This window comes from Streptomyces sp. UC4497, assembly GCF_054871485.1.
In genome coordinates this window covers 318,640-331,391 of record NZ_JBTYHB010000005.1, presented here as the reverse complement: position 1 = coordinate 331,391, position 12,752 = coordinate 318,640, and the positions used below count along the sequence as shown (strand labels likewise).

General features: G+C 71.9%; 14 protein-coding genes. 10 read left to right on the top strand and 4 right to left on the bottom strand.

The window, feature by feature from the left end; all coding sequences use genetic code 11:
* Positions 1–21: 21 nt before the first annotated feature.
* The 7 genes from ACYSUO_RS10365 to ACYSUO_RS10335 all read left to right on the top strand — a co-directional run bounded on the left by ACYSUO_RS10365 (position 22) and on the right by ACYSUO_RS10335 (position 6,167).
* The gene (locus ACYSUO_RS10365; protein WP_461775764.1) at positions 22–831 is read left to right on the top strand and encodes a HipA family kinase; all 810 of its coding nucleotides are present in this window, start codon (positions 22–24) and stop codon (positions 829–831) included.
* Positions 828–1,211 (top strand): DUF3037 domain-containing protein, encoded by a 384-nt coding sequence (locus ACYSUO_RS10360; protein WP_403714042.1) that lies wholly within the window; start codon positions 828–830, stop codon positions 1,209–1,211. Before ACYSUO_RS10365 ends, ACYSUO_RS10360 begins: the two co-directional genes overlap by 4 nt.
* Positions 1,212–1,368: 157 nt before the next feature.
* Positions 1,369–2,130 (top strand): 3-oxoacyl-ACP reductase FabG, encoded by a 762-nt coding sequence (gene fabG, locus ACYSUO_RS10355; protein ID WP_266722087.1) that lies wholly within the window; start codon positions 1,369–1,371, stop codon positions 2,128–2,130.
* A gap of 17 nt (positions 2,131–2,147) precedes the next feature.
* Positions 2,148–2,915 (top strand): SDR family oxidoreductase, encoded by a 768-nt coding sequence (locus ACYSUO_RS10350; protein ID WP_461775763.1) that lies wholly within the window; start codon positions 2,148–2,150, stop codon positions 2,913–2,915.
* Between the two features lie 209 nt (positions 2,916–3,124).
* On the top strand, positions 3,125–4,654 hold the full coding sequence (locus ACYSUO_RS10345) for an ABC transporter substrate-binding protein (protein WP_461775762.1): 1,530 nt from the start codon (positions 3,125–3,127) through the stop codon (positions 4,652–4,654).
* Between the two features lie 119 nt (positions 4,655–4,773).
* Positions 4,774–5,457 carry a uracil-DNA glycosylase gene (locus ACYSUO_RS10340; RefSeq protein WP_403714050.1) on the top strand — a complete coding sequence of 228 codons (684 nt, stop codon included), beginning with the start codon at positions 4,774–4,776 and terminating at the stop codon, positions 5,455–5,457.
* Positions 5,458–5,597: 140 nt separating this feature from the next.
* Positions 5,598–6,167, top strand: coding sequence for a hypothetical protein (locus ACYSUO_RS10335; protein WP_461775761.1), 570 nt, complete (start codon positions 5,598–5,600; stop codon positions 6,165–6,167).
* Between the two features lie 39 nt (positions 6,168–6,206).
* Here the strand turns inward: ACYSUO_RS10335 and ACYSUO_RS10330 are convergent, their stop codons facing one another.
* Both ACYSUO_RS10330 and ACYSUO_RS10325 read right to left on the bottom strand, forming a co-directional pair.
* Positions 6,207–6,686: a hypothetical protein gene (locus ACYSUO_RS10330; RefSeq protein WP_461775760.1), complete on the bottom strand. Its 480-nt coding sequence runs from the start codon at positions 6,684–6,686 to the stop codon at positions 6,207–6,209.
* A gap of 215 nt (positions 6,687–6,901) precedes the next feature.
* The gene (locus tag ACYSUO_RS10325; RefSeq protein WP_461775759.1) at positions 6,902–7,516 is read right to left on the bottom strand and encodes a TetR/AcrR family transcriptional regulator; all 615 of its coding nucleotides are present in this window, start codon (positions 7,514–7,516) and stop codon (positions 6,902–6,904) included.
* A 95-nt stretch (positions 7,517–7,611) separates the two neighbouring features.
* On the opposite strand from ACYSUO_RS10325, the gene ACYSUO_RS10320 reads away from it, so the two are divergent.
* A complete protein-coding gene (locus ACYSUO_RS10320; RefSeq protein WP_461775758.1) occupies positions 7,612–8,871 on the top strand; it encodes an FAD-dependent monooxygenase in 1,260 nt (419 codons plus the stop codon).
* Positions 8,868–9,770: a Gfo/Idh/MocA family protein gene (locus ACYSUO_RS10315; protein WP_461775757.1), complete on the top strand. Its 903-nt coding sequence runs from the start codon at positions 8,868–8,870 to the stop codon at positions 9,768–9,770. Before ACYSUO_RS10320 ends, ACYSUO_RS10315 begins: the two co-directional genes overlap by 4 nt.
* 1 nt (position 9,771) lies before the next feature.
* On the opposite strand, the gene lnt is transcribed toward ACYSUO_RS10315, so the two are convergent.
* A complete protein-coding gene (gene lnt, locus ACYSUO_RS10310) occupies positions 9,772–11,364 on the bottom strand; it encodes an apolipoprotein N-acyltransferase (RefSeq protein WP_461775756.1) in 1,593 nt (530 codons plus the stop codon).
* A 98-nt stretch (positions 11,365–11,462) separates the two neighbouring features.
* Positions 11,463–11,939, bottom strand: coding sequence for a nuclear transport factor 2 family protein (locus ACYSUO_RS10305; protein WP_461775755.1), 477 nt, complete (start codon positions 11,937–11,939; stop codon positions 11,463–11,465).
* Positions 11,940–12,039: 100 nt separating this feature from the next.
* Here ACYSUO_RS10305 and ACYSUO_RS10300 point away from each other — a divergent pair, with 100 nt between their 5' ends.
* Positions 12,040–12,708 carry a maleylpyruvate isomerase N-terminal domain-containing protein gene (locus ACYSUO_RS10300; RefSeq protein ID WP_461775754.1) on the top strand — a complete coding sequence of 223 codons (669 nt, stop codon included), beginning with the start codon at positions 12,040–12,042 and terminating at the stop codon, positions 12,706–12,708.
* Positions 12,709–12,752 lie beyond the last annotated feature (44 nt).

Here is a 12,752-nt window from a genome sequence, read left to right as displayed (position 1 = left end):
CTGATCTCATAACCTGGGCGCATGCTCACCGAAGTCACCGCGACCCGCTATGTCACCCCATTGAGGGAAGGCGGGTCGCTGCCCGGTCTCGTCGAGGCCGACGACCTCGTCCCGTACGTCATGAAGTTCACCGGCGCGGGACAGGGCCGCAAGACGCTTGTCGCCGAGGTCATCTGCGGCCGGTTGGCGCGCGCGCTCGGCTTTCGCGTGCCGGAGCTCGTCGCGATCGACCTGGACCCGGTGATCGGCCTCGGCGAGCCCGACCAGGAGGTGCAGGAGCTGCTGAAGGGGAGCGGCGGCACCAACCTCGGCATGCGGTTCCTGCCGCGGGCGCTCGGCTTCGACCCGCTCGCGTACGTCGTCGATCCGGTTCAGGCGGGCCGGATCGTCTGGTTCGACGCGCTGATCAACAACGTCGACCGGTCCTGGCGCAACCCCAACATGCTGGTCCAGGGCGGCGAGCTGTGGCTCATCGACCACGGCGCCAGCATGATCTGGCACCACAACTGGCGCGGCGCGCACGCGTGGGCGGACAAGCCGTACGACGCGAGCGACCACGCCCTCGCCCCGTTCGGGCCCGACGTGGAGAGCGCCGCGGCCGAGCTCGCGCCGCTCGTCACGGAGGAGCTGATCGCCGGGGCCGCCGCCGACGTGCCCGACGTGTGGCTCGCGGACGAGCCCGGATTCGACACCCCGGACGCGGTGCGGCGCGCTTACGTAGAGACGCTACGCGCGCGTGCCGCCACGATTCACGAACGCGTCACGCTGCCCGCGGCCGACACCCGCCCCGTCACCACACCCGGCTGGGTGACCGAAGGAGCCGCCCGATGAGCGAGCGCCACGTCTTCGAGTACGCCCTGCTGCGCGTCGTGCCGAGTATCGAACGCGGGGAGCAGATCAACGCCGGTGTCGTCGTGTACTGCCGCGCCAAGTCCTTCGTCACGGCCCTCACCCACCTCGACGAGAAGCGGCTGCTCGCGCTCGACCCCGAGGCCGACGTGACGGGTGTGCGCGCCGTACTGCATGCCGTCGAGCGGCACTGTCGCGGGGGAGACGACGCGGGCCAGGCGGCCGCGGACGACGCCGGACGGCGCTACCGCTGGCTCGTCGCGCCGCGCTCGACCGTGGTCCAGCCCGGTCCCGTGCACACCGGTCTGACCGCGGATCCGGCCGCCGAGGCGGAGCGCCTGCTGGGCCTGCTGGTGCGCTGAACGCCCAGGTCGGGGGCGGCTAGTGATCAGCGGCACCTGGTGGGCACGTTGACACCGGGTGCCAGGGCTTCTAGCGTCGCACGCACAGGGTACTAAGCGGTTGCTCACCCGCACCGGGTGCGGCGGCCGCACCTCTAGGGCGAGGAGACCGAAGAGCATGTCCACCACTGAGCAGCGCGTAGCGATCGTCACGGGAGCCGCGCGCGGCATCGGCGCCGCCACCGCGATCCGTCTGGCCGAAGAGGGCCGCGCCGTCGCCGTGATCGACCTCGACGAGGCCGCCTGCAAGGACACCGTCGAGGCGATCACCGCCGCCGGTGGCAAGGCCCTTGCCGTCGGCTGCGACGTCTCCGACGAGGCGCAGGTCGAGGCCGCGATCGCGCGCATCGCCGAGGAGCTCGGCGCCCCCACGATCCTCGTGAACAACGCGGGCGTGCTGCGCGACAACCTGCTGTTCAAGATGAGCGCCAACGACTGGGACACGGTCATGAACGTGCACCTGCGCGGCGCGTTCCTGATGTCGAAGTACGTCCAGAAGCACATGGTGGACGCCAAGTTCGGCCGCATCGTCAACCTGTCGTCGTCCTCGGCGCTCGGCAACCGCGGCCAGGTCAACTACTCGGCCGCCAAGGCCGGTCTGCAGGGCTTCACGAAGACCCTCGCCAAGGAGCTCGGAAAGTTCGGCGTCACCGCCAACTCCGTCGCCCCGGGCTTCATCGTCACCGAGATGACCAAGGCCACCGCCGAGCGCGTCGGCATGGGCTTCGAGGACTTCCAGGCCGCGGCCGCGACCCAGATCCCGGTGCAACGCGTGGGCCGCCCGGAGGACATCGCCAACGCCATCGCCTTCTTCACAGGCGAGCAGGCCGGCTTCGTCTCGGGCCAGGTCATGTACGTGGCCGGCGGCCCGCTCAACTGAGGCCGGGGGATACGGACATGACCACTTCCGAACTTCCGGAGCTCTCCGGCAAGGTCGCGCTCATCACGGGCGCGAGCCGCGGCATCGGCTACGGCATCGCCGAGGCCCTGATCGCGCGCGGCGACCGCGTCTGCATCACCGGACGCGGCGAGGACGCCCTCAAGGAGGCCGTCGAGCAGCTCGGCTCCGACCGTGCGATCTACGTAGCGGGCAAGGCGCACGACGAGGCGCACCAGGCCGCCGCCGTCGAGCGCACCATGGAGGCGTTCGGCCGCGTCGACTTCCTCGTCAACAACGCCGGTACGAACCCGGTGTTCGGCCCGATCGCCGAGCTCGACCTGAACGTGGCGCGCAAGGTCTTCGAGACCAACGTCGTCTCCGCGCTCGGCTTCGCGCAGCAGACGTGGAAGGCGTGGCAGAAGGAGAACGGCGGCGCGATCGTCAACATCACGTCCGTGGCGGGCATCTCCGCCTCGCCGTTCATCGGCGCGTACGGCATCAGCAAGGCCGCCATGGTCAACCTGACGCTCCAGCTGGCGCACGAGTTCGCGCCGGTGGTACGGGTCAACTCGATCGCCCCGGCGGTCGTGAAGACGAAGTTCGCGACCGCCCTGTACGAGGGCCGGGAGGCCGAGGTCGCGGCCACCTACCCGATGGGCCGGCTCGGTGTGCCGGAGGACATCGGGGGCGCCGCCGCGTTCCTCACCTCCGAGCAGTCCGGCTGGATCACCGGGCAGAACCTCGTCGTGGACGGCGGCAAGTTCCTCAACGCCGGCGTCGAATAGGCCCGCGGGGCCGAGTCCCCGAGGGCAGATTCCGGGCGTTGCGCGACAACGTTCCACAAAGGGCCCCGCTCGCGAAGTGCCCCGTCGTTTCAAGCAGTTGAACCGGCGGGGCGCTGCGATATTGTCTGCCGACCTGGCATGGCTGATCGAGGAGCGAGCGCGTGTTCAACAGGTTCCCTGCCCCTCGCACGTGGGCTGCATTCGCGTCGATGACCCTGCTCACGGGGTGCGGTCTGATGAACTCGGGCGAGGGTTCCGACGCGCGGCCCATCACCGTGGGCACCACCAGTGTGCCGAGCACGCTGGACCCCGCGATGTCCTGGGACGGCTCGTGGGAGCTGTTCCGCAACGTCTACCAGACGCTGGTGGCGTTGCCTTCGGGCGCCGCCGAACCGCAGGCGGACGCGGCCGAGTGCCGGTTCGAGGACTCCGCCAACCGCGTCTACCACTGCGAGCTGCGGGAGGACATGAAGTTCTCCAACGGGAACAAGCTCGACGCCAAGGCCGTGAAGTACTCCATCGACCGGGTCCGCAAGGTCGGCGGGGGCGGCGGCCCCGCGGGGCTGCTGGGCAGCCTCGACCGCGTGGAGACGCAGGGCGAGCGCGGCGTAACGTTCCGCCTCACCAAGCCGGACGCCACCTTCCCGTTCGTGCTCTCCACCCCCGCCATGTCGATCGTCGACCCCTCCGCGTACCCGGCCAAGTCCGCGCGCACGGACGGCAAGGTGACCGGTTCGGGTCCCTACGTGCTCAAGTCGTACGCCGACGGCAGCAAGGGCGAACTCGTGCGCAACGACAACTACCAGGGCTTCGCGGACCGCAAGAACGACGCGGTGACCATCCGCTACTTCAAGACGTCGTCCGCCATGGTCGGCGCCCTGAAGGCGAAGAAGATCGACGCGACCTTCCGTGGTCTCGCGGCCGACGACATCGTGAAGCTCCAGAACAAGCAGGGCGCGAACGGCCTGCAGCTCGTCGAGGGCGCGGGCATGGAGATCAGCTATCTGGTGTTCAACCCCAAGGACCCGTGGGCCGGCAAGAGCGCGGTGCGCCGGGCGGTGGCCCAGATCGTCGACCGTGGGGCGATCGCGGAGAAGGTGTACGCGAACACCGTGGAACCGCTGTACTCGATGGTCCCCAGGGGCCTCGCGGGCCACACCACCGACTTCTTCGACGAGTTCAACGACCCGAGCGCCGCGAAGGCGGCCCAGATCCTCTCCAAGGCGGGCATCAACGCCCCCGTCCCGCTCACGCTCTGGTACACCTCCGACCGCTACGGCTCCGCCACCGAGCCCGAGTTCGCCGAGCTCAAGCGGCAGTTGGAGGCGTCGAAGCTCTTCAAGGTCACGCTCAAGAGCCGCCCCTGGAAGTCGTTCGAACAGGGATACAAGAAGGGCGAGTACCCGGTGTTCGGGCGCGGCTGGTTCCCCGACTTCCCCGACGCGGACAACTTCATCGCGCCCTTCGTGGGCGAGAAGAACGCCCTGAGCACGCCGTACGTCTCGCCCGAGATCACCGACAAGCTGCTTCCGCTGTCCCGCAAGCAGAGCGACCGGGGCGTCGTGGTGCGACAGTTCGAGCAGGCCCAGCACATCATGGTGCGGGACGCGCGGCTGCTGCCGCTGTGGCAGGGCAAGCAGTTCATCGCGGCGAGCGAGGAGATCTCGGGCGGCGAGCGGGCCCTCGACCCGTCGACGATCATGATGATGTGGGAGCTGCACCGCAAGACGAGCTGGTGATGTGGGTGCAGGCGTCGATTGTCAGTGGGCGCCGGTAGGTTTCTGGGTGTAGATGCGGCCGCGTCCCCGGCACGGTGGGGCGCGGGCGTGCATGTGCCCGTACCCCGGAGGTTGTTGACGTGACCGACACCGCGATGCTGCCCGAGTCCTGGCGCGGCGTCCTCGGCGAGGAACTGCAGAAGCCCTACTTCAAGGAGCTCACCGAGTTCGTCGAGGAGGAGCGCGCGAAGGGTCCCGTCTACCCGCCGCGCGAGCAGGTCTTCGCCGCGCTCGACGCGACGCCGTACGACAAGGTCAAGGTGCTTGTCCTCGGCCAGGACCCGTACCACGGCGAGGGGCAGGGGCACGGCCTGTGCTTCTCGGTGCGGCCCGGCGTGAAGACGCCGCCCTCGCTGCGCAACATCTACAAGGAGATGCAGGCCGAGCTCGGCACCCCGATCCCGGACAACGGGTATCTGATGCCGTGGGCCGAGCAGGGCGTGCTGCTGCTCAACGCGGTGCTGACGGTGCGGGCCGGAGAGGCCAATTCGCACAAGGGCAAGGGCTGGGAGAAGTTCACGGACGCCGTGATCCGCGCCGTCGTCCAGCGGCCCGACCCGGCGGTCTTCGTGCTGTGGGGGAACTACGCGCAGAAGAAGCTGCCGCTCATCGACACCGAGCGGCACGCGGTGGTGAAGGGCGCGCACCCCTCGCCGCTCTCGGCGCGGAAGTTCTTCGGCTCGCAGCCGTTCACGCAGATCAACGAGGCGATCGCCGCGCAGGGGCACACGCCGATCGACTGGACCATTCCCGACCTGGGCTGAGCGCGGGTCCCGATCTGGGGCGGGCGCCGGCCCGGCTCGCGGGGAGTCGTGCCTGAGCTGGATTGTCAGTGCCGCCGGTTAGCGTCGTCGGATCGGACATCGTGGTCGGGCGCACCGGGCGGCCGAGCTTGGAGGAGACAGTGGCACAGCAGCGTGAGCAGGCGTCGGACGACGCCATGATGAGCCGCATCGGGCAGGCGGTCATGCTGCACCACGGCGGCGACCGCGAGGAGGCGCAGGGCCGCTTCCTCGGCCTGTGGGCGGAGATCGGGGAGGACGGCGACCCGCTGCACCGCTGCACGCTCGCGCACTACATGGCCGACACCCAGGACGACCCGTCGGACGAGCTGGCCTGGGACCTGCGCGCGCTGTCCGCCGCCGACTCCCTGACCCAGGAGCGGCTCGCCGAGCACGAGGCGTCCCTGGCGCTGAAGGCGTTCTATCCGTCGCTGCATCTCAACCTGGCGGCGGACTACGTGAAGTTGGACCGCCCCGGGGCGGCCCGCAGCCATCTGACGCGGGCCCGCGCGGCGGCGGGGGCCCTGGGGGACGACGGTTACGGGGACGGGGTACGGGCCGCCCTCACGCGGCTCGAGGAGCGGGTGGCCACGATGGGGGCGGGGCCGGCGGAGCCGAGAGCGGGGGACGGGCGCGGGGGTGAGGGCCGGTCCGGCGGGGAGCCGCTGGGGCCGCCGCGGAACGGCTCGTAGGCGGGGGAGCTTCCCGCGGCTGCGGAGGCGCGGGCGCGGTCAACCGCCGTAGGTGTCACGGCAGATGGCCGCCTGGGGGCTGTCCGGGTCCCAGCCGCCGTATCGACGGCCGAGGGCGCAGACGTCGGTCTGGGCGGGGACCTTCGGGGCCTTCTTGACGTGCCGCGTTTCGGGGCCGGTACGGGGGTCGGGGGCGGTGGTTCGGTGCGGGGCTTGGGTGGCTCTCGGGGCCGGGCGCGGGGGAGTGGGGGCGGTTGCCTGCGGCGGCTGTTCCGGGTGCCGCGCCGGGGTGTGCTGCGGGGTGGACGGTTTCAGCTGCTCCATGGCCTCGCGGGCGGGCGCCTGGACGACCGGGTGGTCGGCATGTCCCTCGGGGCGGGGCGCCGGGGCGGAGACCGAGGGGGAGGGCGCCTTCGGGGTGGCCGGCGGACGGACGCTGACGCAGCCGGAGGCGGTGACTGCGGTGACGGCGGCGGCCGCGGTCAGCAGGAATGTGGTTGAGCTGGGCGTTCGGGGCACGGGGGCCACTTTGGTGGGGGAGCGGGGGGTGGGGGAGGGAATGGGGGGATGATGCCCCGCATGGGTGACGGGTGCTCCGCGTGGGGCGGGAGGGGTGCTTACGTCGCGGGGCTCTGCCCCGGACCCCGCTGCTCAATCGCCGCAGGGGCTTGATTTGTGCTCAATCGCCGCACGGGCTTGATAGGTGGTCGATCGCCGTAGGGGTTGTGGGCGTCCTAGAGGCGGCTTGAATGGGTCAGCATTCCGTTGAGGAGTTCGGTGTAGCTCTTGCGGAGGGACGGGAGGGTGGGGGGTGAGGTGTGGAATGAGCCGGCCACGGAGGAGAACATGATGCCCTCCGTCCAGGCGATCAGGGACAGCGTGTGGCGCTCGGGGGTGCTTGAGCCTGCTGAGCGGAGCAGGGTGGTGAGGGGGTCGCGGAACTGGCGGCCCGTCTCGTCGAAGAAGGTGCGCAGCTCGGGCCTGCGGGTTGCCTCCAGCGCCAACTCGTAGCGGCAGACGAGGAGTTGGGGGTGGTGGGTGAGGTAGCGGTGCAGGGCGAGGGCCATTCCGTCGACCAGGGAGGCGAGGCCGCCCGCGGGGGTGGGGAGTTCGTCGACCGAGAGCACCTGCCCCTCGCGCACCGCGAGCCGCCGCACCGCCGTTTCCAGGAGGGCGAGGCGGGTGCGAGCGTGGTTCGACGTCGAGCCCTGGGGCAGCCCCGCGACCTCGTCGACCGCGCGGTGGGTCAGTCCGCGCATGCCGCGTTCCGCGAGCAGCGTCAGGGCGGCGTCGGCGATCCGGTCGGCCCGGGTGAGGGCGAGTGCGGGGGCGGCTTCGGGGTCGGTCATAGGAGGAATCTATCGCGATTACTACGGGTGTAGTACGGTCGTGGTCCGGGCTCACTACAGGTGTAGTGATTCTTCGGTACTCCATAGGAGGCGTCATGTCCCGACAGCCCCGTGCCGTCGTCGTCGGAGGCGGGATCGGTGGGCTCACCGCCGGGCTCGCGCTCCAGCTGCGCGGCTGGCAGGTCACCGTTCTGGAGCGGGCGGGCGAGCTGAAGCCCGTGGGGGCGGGGATTTCGCTCGCGCCCAACTCCCAGCGCGCGCTCGGCGTCGTAGGACTCGGTGACGAGATCCGTTCCCTCGAGGCGTGGGAGGGGGACGGTGGGTTGCTCACGCCGAAGGGGCGCTGGCTCTCGCGGGCCGACCCGAAGCTCGCGGCCGAGCGGTTCGGTGGCTCCATCGTGCTGCTGCACCGGGCGACCCTGGTCGACAAGCTGGCGGGCCGGCTGCCCGCCGACGCCGTGCGCACCGCGTCCGACGCGCGGCTCCTCGATCCCGGTGACTCGGACGACCCGGCCCGCCCCGCGCGCGTCGGCACACCCGAAGGAGACCTGGAGGCGGAGCTCGTCGTCGGCGCCGACGGCATCAAATCCGCCGTGCGCGGCGCGCTCTTCCCCGAGCACCCCGGCACCGAGTACACCGGCTTCACCACCTGGCGCGTGCTCGTGCCGCCGCTCGGCCGCCCCTTCACCCAGCACGAGACCTGGGGTCGCGGCCGGATCTGGGGCACCCACCCCTTCGCCGACGGCACCGTCTACGCGTACGCGGCGGCCATGGCCCCGGCCGGACAGCGGGCACCAGACGGCGACGAGAGGGCGGAACTCCGTCGCCTGTACGGGAGTTGGCACGATCCGATTCCCGCGATCCTCGACGCGGTCGAGCCCGGCCGGGTCCTTCGCCACGACGTCCACCAGATCGCCGAGCCGCTGCCCGCCTTCCACCGCGGCCGCGTCGCCCTGCTCGGCGACGCCGCGCACGCCATGGCGCCGACCCTCGGCCAGGGCGGCAACCAGGCCATCGAGGACGCGGTCGTCCTCGCCCACCACGCCGCCCCCGACGCCCCGCTCGACCTGCCCGGCTACACGGCCGCACGGCTGCCCCGTACGACGGCGATCGCGCGCAAGGCGATGACCGTCAGCCGCGTCAACCTCACCGCGAACCGGCCCCTGATCGCCCTGCGCAACACGGCGATCCGCGCCGTCGGCGCGCTCGGCCCGGCCTTCCTGCTGCGCGGCATGGACGGCATCGCGGACTGGCGCCCGCCCCAGCGCGAGCCGTACACCGCCCCGTATGCTGCCCGGACGCAAGCGCGGGCCGGCACGGCCCGGTCGTCGCAGGACAGGAGCACTCAGACGTGAAAGTCGGCGTCATCGGACTCGGAGACATCGCCAAGAAGGCGTACCTGCCGGTGCTCGGCGCGCGGCCCGCGCTCGAACTGCACCTGCAGACGCGGACGCCCGCGACCCTGACCGAGGTCGCGGACCAGCTCCGCGTGCCCGAATCGCAGCGCCACGCCGACCTCGACTCGCTCCTCGCGCAGGGCCTCGACGCGGCCTTCGTGCACGCGCCCACCACCGCCCACCCGGAGATCGTCACGCGGCTCCTGGAGGCGGGCGTCGCGACGTACGTCGACAAGCCGCTCGCCTACGAACTCGCCGAGTCCGAGCGGCTCGTACGGCTCGCCGAGGAACGCGGCGTGAGCCTGGCCGTCGGCTTCAACCGCCGCTACGCGCCCGGGTACGCGCAGTGCGTCGAGCACCCGCGCGAGCTGATCCTGATGCAGAAGAACCGCGTCGGGCTCCCCGAGGAGCCGCGCGCGATGGTCCTCGACGACTTTATCCACGTCGTCGACACGCTGCGCTTCCTCGCGCCGGGACCGGTCGAGGACGTGAGCGTGCGCGCCCGCGTCGAGGGCGGCCTCCTTGAACACGTCGTACTCCAGCTCGCGGGCGACGGCTTCACCGCGCTCGGCGTCATGAACCGGCTGAGCGGTTCCACCGAGGAGATCCTCGAGGTGTCGGGGCAGGACTCGAAGCGGCAGGTCAACAACCTTTCCGACGTCGTCGACCACAAGGGCCAACCCACGGTCCGCCGTCGCGGCGACTGGGTGCCGGTCGCCCGCCAGCGCGGCATCGAGCAGGCCGTGCTCGCGTTCCTCGACGCGGTGCGGGCGGGCAAGGTGCTGAGCGCGCGGGACGCGCTCGCCACGCATGAGCTGTGCGAACAGGTTGTGCGTGAGGTGTTGCGGCGGATGTGACTCAGCGGGGCTCGAACGCACCGTTCAGGCGGCGACGGCGTTGCGGACTCGGGGCTCCGCCCCGGACCCCGCTGCTCAATCGCCGCAGGGGCTCAATGAGCGAGAGCACCACGAGGACCGTCACCGCCCCGTGCACCGGCCACGCGCCGAACCGTACGTACAGCGTGGTGCCCCGAGCCGTCGGCATGTCGTAGACGCGGGCCGCGCTCGCCGATGTGCCGAGCCAGGCGCCGGCGCGCGTCCCGTCCGGGCCGTACACCGCGGAGACCCCGGTCAGCGTCGCGTGCACCATCGGGCGGCCGGTCTCCGCGGCCCGTACCGCCGCGAGCGAGGCGTGCTGCGCGGGCGCCCAACTGTGCTGGAACGTCGACGTCGAGGACTGCGCGAGCAGCACCTGCGCCCCGTCCCGCGTCAGCTGCCGCGTCATGTCGGGGAACGCCGACTCGAAGCAGACCAGCGGCCCGACGCGCAGTGTCCGCCCGCCGTGGCGCACGTCCATCACGACCTGCCGCGTGCCGCGCATCCGGTCCTCGCCCGCCGCCTTGCCGACCGAGGTGGCCCAGCCGAGGAGCGAGCGCGCGGGCACGTACTCGCCGAAGGGGACGAGCCGCATCTTGTCGTAGTGGTCGCCGGTGGGGCCGTCCCTGCCGACCAGCACGGAACTCTTGTATATGCCCAGGCCCGAGCCGTCGGCGGCGCGGCGCCGCGCGTCGACGTTGACGAGGATCTCCGCGTCCACCTCGCGGGAGAGCGCGGCGAGCCTGCGGGCCAGGTCGGGGCGGCGCGGCAGGTCGTAGCCGACGCTGCTCTCGCCCCAGACGACGAGGTCCGCGCCCCGGCCCGCCAGCTGACGGGTCAGCCGCACCTCCCGGTCGAAGCGGGCCTTGATGCTGCCGAGCCCGTCGACCACACCCGGCTGCACCACCGCGATCCGCGCCCGCCCGTCGGTCTCGGGCTGCGGCGCCCACGCCCACGCGGCCCCGGTGACCGTGACCGTGGCGACCAGCCCCGCCACCGCCGGAGCGCGGGCGCCGCGCGCGACGACGAGCAGCGTCACGCCGGTGTTCACGGCCACCACGAGCAGGCTCAGCAGCCAGACGCCGCCCACCGACGCGAGTCGCAGCGCGGGTGTCACCTGCCACTGACTGGAGCCGAGCAGACCCCACGGACCGCCCAACCCCTGCCAGGAACGGACCAGTTCGACCATCAGCCACCCCGAAGGCACGGCGAGGAGCGCGATCGCCGCCTGCCCCGGCGTCGGCCGGCCGTGCAGGAGGCGGCGCAGCAGCCAGCCCCACGGCGCCCACAGCGCGCCGAGCAGCGCCGCGAGGACGAGCGTGAACACGTGCAGGCTCGGCAGCAGCCAGTGGTGCACCGCGAGCATGAACCCGAGCCCGCCCAGCCAGCCGTCGAGCGCCGCCCGGCGCGGCGTGCCGGCCGAGCGCGCGAGCAGCATCCACGGCACGAGCGCGACGTACGCGAACCACCACAGGGAGGGTGCCGGGAACGCGAGCGCGGGCAGGGCGCCCGCGACGACCGCCGCGGCGCCGCGCCACCACCGTGATGTGTCGAGCCGCTGCCGCCACCCCTCCATGCGCCGCGCCTCCCGACCGACTCGTCCTCGTACGACCATCGCCTCGCGGCTCCAGTGTGCGCGCCGCCGACGATCAACGACAGTGGGCGGAGAACGCGTCAGCTGCCCGCGACGGCCCGCTGGGGGACGCGGCGCCACTTCTCGTAGACCGTCACCCGGTGCAGCCGCCAGCCGCCGGGCGTACGGACGAGGTCGAAGGCGTACCGGCCGCCGCAGATGAAGTCGGGGGCGGTCGAGTCGCCGTCGCCCGCGAAGCGCATGGGGTTGAAATAGTCGGCCCGGACCCGGCCCGTGTCGCCGATGTCGCGGTCGACGGTGTCGAAGCGGACCCGGCGGTTCACGATCAGGTGCTGGCGCATCGGGAACAGCTCCATCGTCGTCGACAGCCACTGCGCGATCTCCGCGGCGGTGCCCTCCACCCCTCCCGCCTCCCGGTAGTCGGCACGGCCCTCCGGTTCGAACAGGGCGCGGTACGCCGCCCAGTCGCCGTCGTCCACGGCCGCCGCGTAGTCCGTCACCAACTCGTCGACGGCGAGGCGGTCGAGAACGGTCGCCAGTTCCACACGCTGCGTCATCGGCTCAGTCTCGGGCCCTGGGCGCACAGAACCAAGAGGCGTGCGCCGGCGGGTCGAAAACTCCTGGGGAGCGCGCGGCGTGCGCTGTTACGGTCGCGCCATGGCAGCTGATCCGAACACGCAACTCCCGTCCGGGGCACCGGGACCCGTCACGGCGGACGACGTCGTGCAGGCCGTCGAGCTCACGGTCGCCGCACTGCGGGCCGCGCCCGACGCCGACTGGAACGCCCCGGCGGGCTCGCTCGAGTGGACGTGCTGGGAGACCGGCGAGCACCTCGCCGACGACCTCTTCTTCTACGCCGCGCAGATCGGCTCGCTGCGCCCCCTGGAGGACGACTACGTGCGCTGGGGTTACAGCCGGCGCCGCGCCGAGGGGCCTGACAACACCATCACCGTCGAGCTCGACGCGGGCCCGTCCGCGATGCTCGGGGCCCTGGAGGCGGGCGGCGGCATCCTCGCGGCGGTGGTGCGCGCGACCCCGCCGACCGCCCGCGGGTTCCACGTCTTCGGCGCCTCCGACCCCGAGGGCTTCGCCGCGATGGGCGTCGTCGAGACGCTGGTGCACGCGCACGACCTGGCCCTCGGCCTCGGCTTCACGTTCGAGCCGCCCGCCGATCTGTGCGCGCGCACGCTGCACCGCCTCTTCCCCGACGTCCCCGGTGACACCGAGCCGTGGGCGACGCTGCTGTGGGCCACGGGGCGGGGCGAACTGGAGGGCAGGGAACGGCGCGGAAAGTGGCGCTGGTACGGTGCGCCCGGCGCGACATGATCTTCGTCCGCGTGGCCACATCCCGGTCCACGGGGACGTACTTC

Excerpts from the sequence above, each read along its gene's own strand:
- fabG (WP_266722087.1), top strand. The coding sequence starts at position 1,369 with ATGTCCACCACTGAGCAGCGCGTAGCGATCGTCACGGGAGCCGCGCGC.
- ACYSUO_RS10350 (WP_461775763.1), top strand. The coding sequence starts at position 2,148 with ATGACCACTTCCGAACTTCCGGAGCTCTCCGGCAAGGTCGCGCTCATC.
- ACYSUO_RS10365 (WP_461775764.1), top strand. The coding sequence starts at position 22 with ATGCTCACCGAAGTCACCGCGACCCGCTATGTCACCCCATTGAGGGAA.
- ACYSUO_RS10305 (WP_461775755.1), bottom strand. The coding sequence starts at position 11,939 with ATGACGCAGCGTGTGGAACTGGCGACCGTTCTCGACCGCCTCGCCGTC.
- lnt (WP_461775756.1), bottom strand. The coding sequence starts at position 11,364 with ATGGAGGGGTGGCGGCAGCGGCTCGACACATCACGGTGGTGGCGCGGC.
- ACYSUO_RS10325 (WP_461775759.1), bottom strand. The coding sequence starts at position 7,516 with ATGACCGACCCCGAAGCCGCCCCCGCACTCGCCCTCACCCGGGCCGAC.
- ACYSUO_RS10320 (WP_461775758.1), top strand. The coding sequence starts at position 7,612 with ATGTCCCGACAGCCCCGTGCCGTCGTCGTCGGAGGCGGGATCGGTGGG.
- ACYSUO_RS10300 (WP_461775754.1), top strand. The coding sequence starts at position 12,040 with ATGGCAGCTGATCCGAACACGCAACTCCCGTCCGGGGCACCGGGACCC.
- ACYSUO_RS10345 (WP_461775762.1), top strand. The coding sequence starts at position 3,125 with ATGACCCTGCTCACGGGGTGCGGTCTGATGAACTCGGGCGAGGGTTCC.
- ACYSUO_RS10360 (WP_403714042.1), top strand. The coding sequence starts at position 828 with ATGAGCGAGCGCCACGTCTTCGAGTACGCCCTGCTGCGCGTCGTGCCG.